Source organism: Daejeonella sp. (assembly GCF_037719425.1).
GTDB lineage: Bacteria > Bacteroidota > Bacteroidia > Sphingobacteriales > Sphingobacteriaceae > Daejeonella.
This window is the reverse complement of sequence record NZ_JBBJNI010000168.1, coordinates 7,846-8,306: the sequence shown is the minus strand read 5'-3', so window position 1 is coordinate 8,306 and position 461 is coordinate 7,846. Positions and strand designations below refer to the sequence as shown.

General features: G+C 44.3%; 1 protein-coding gene. It reads left to right on the top strand.

Annotated features, from left to right (window positions below):
• The coding region (locus WKF69_RS17085) for an MBL fold metallo-hydrolase (RefSeq protein WP_340383437.1) at positions 1 to 461 on the top strand (461 nt) is incomplete at both ends.

Sequence of the window (461 nt, the reverse complement as noted above, 5' to 3'; positions counted from 1 at the left end):
TTTAATAGATTGCGGTTTAGATTACGAAAAGGATACCTGGCTGGAGGAAAACGAACAATTTCCCTTTATGCCCTCAGATATTGACGTTGTCATCCTCACTCATGCTCATATCGATCATTCGGGAAATCTACCTACACTGGTACGGCATGGTTTTGACGGACAAATTCTCTGCACCGCCCCTACTGCCGCCCTTACCGAGCTTCTGCTTCTGGATTCTGTAAACATCTTCTTAAATAAGCAGCGCAAATCGCGTAAAGGAAAACGTGGCAATAATTCAGGTCCTAAACCGCTATATCTTCAAAAACATGTTATGGAGACGGTAGACCGTTTCGTAACTATTGGATTTAACAATCCTTTTTCAATTACCGGAGATATCAGCCTAACGTTTGTACCGGTTGGCCACCTTCTTGGAGCCGCAGCCGCTGTATTAACAGTGCAGGCGCATGGAGAAAGTAAAACCA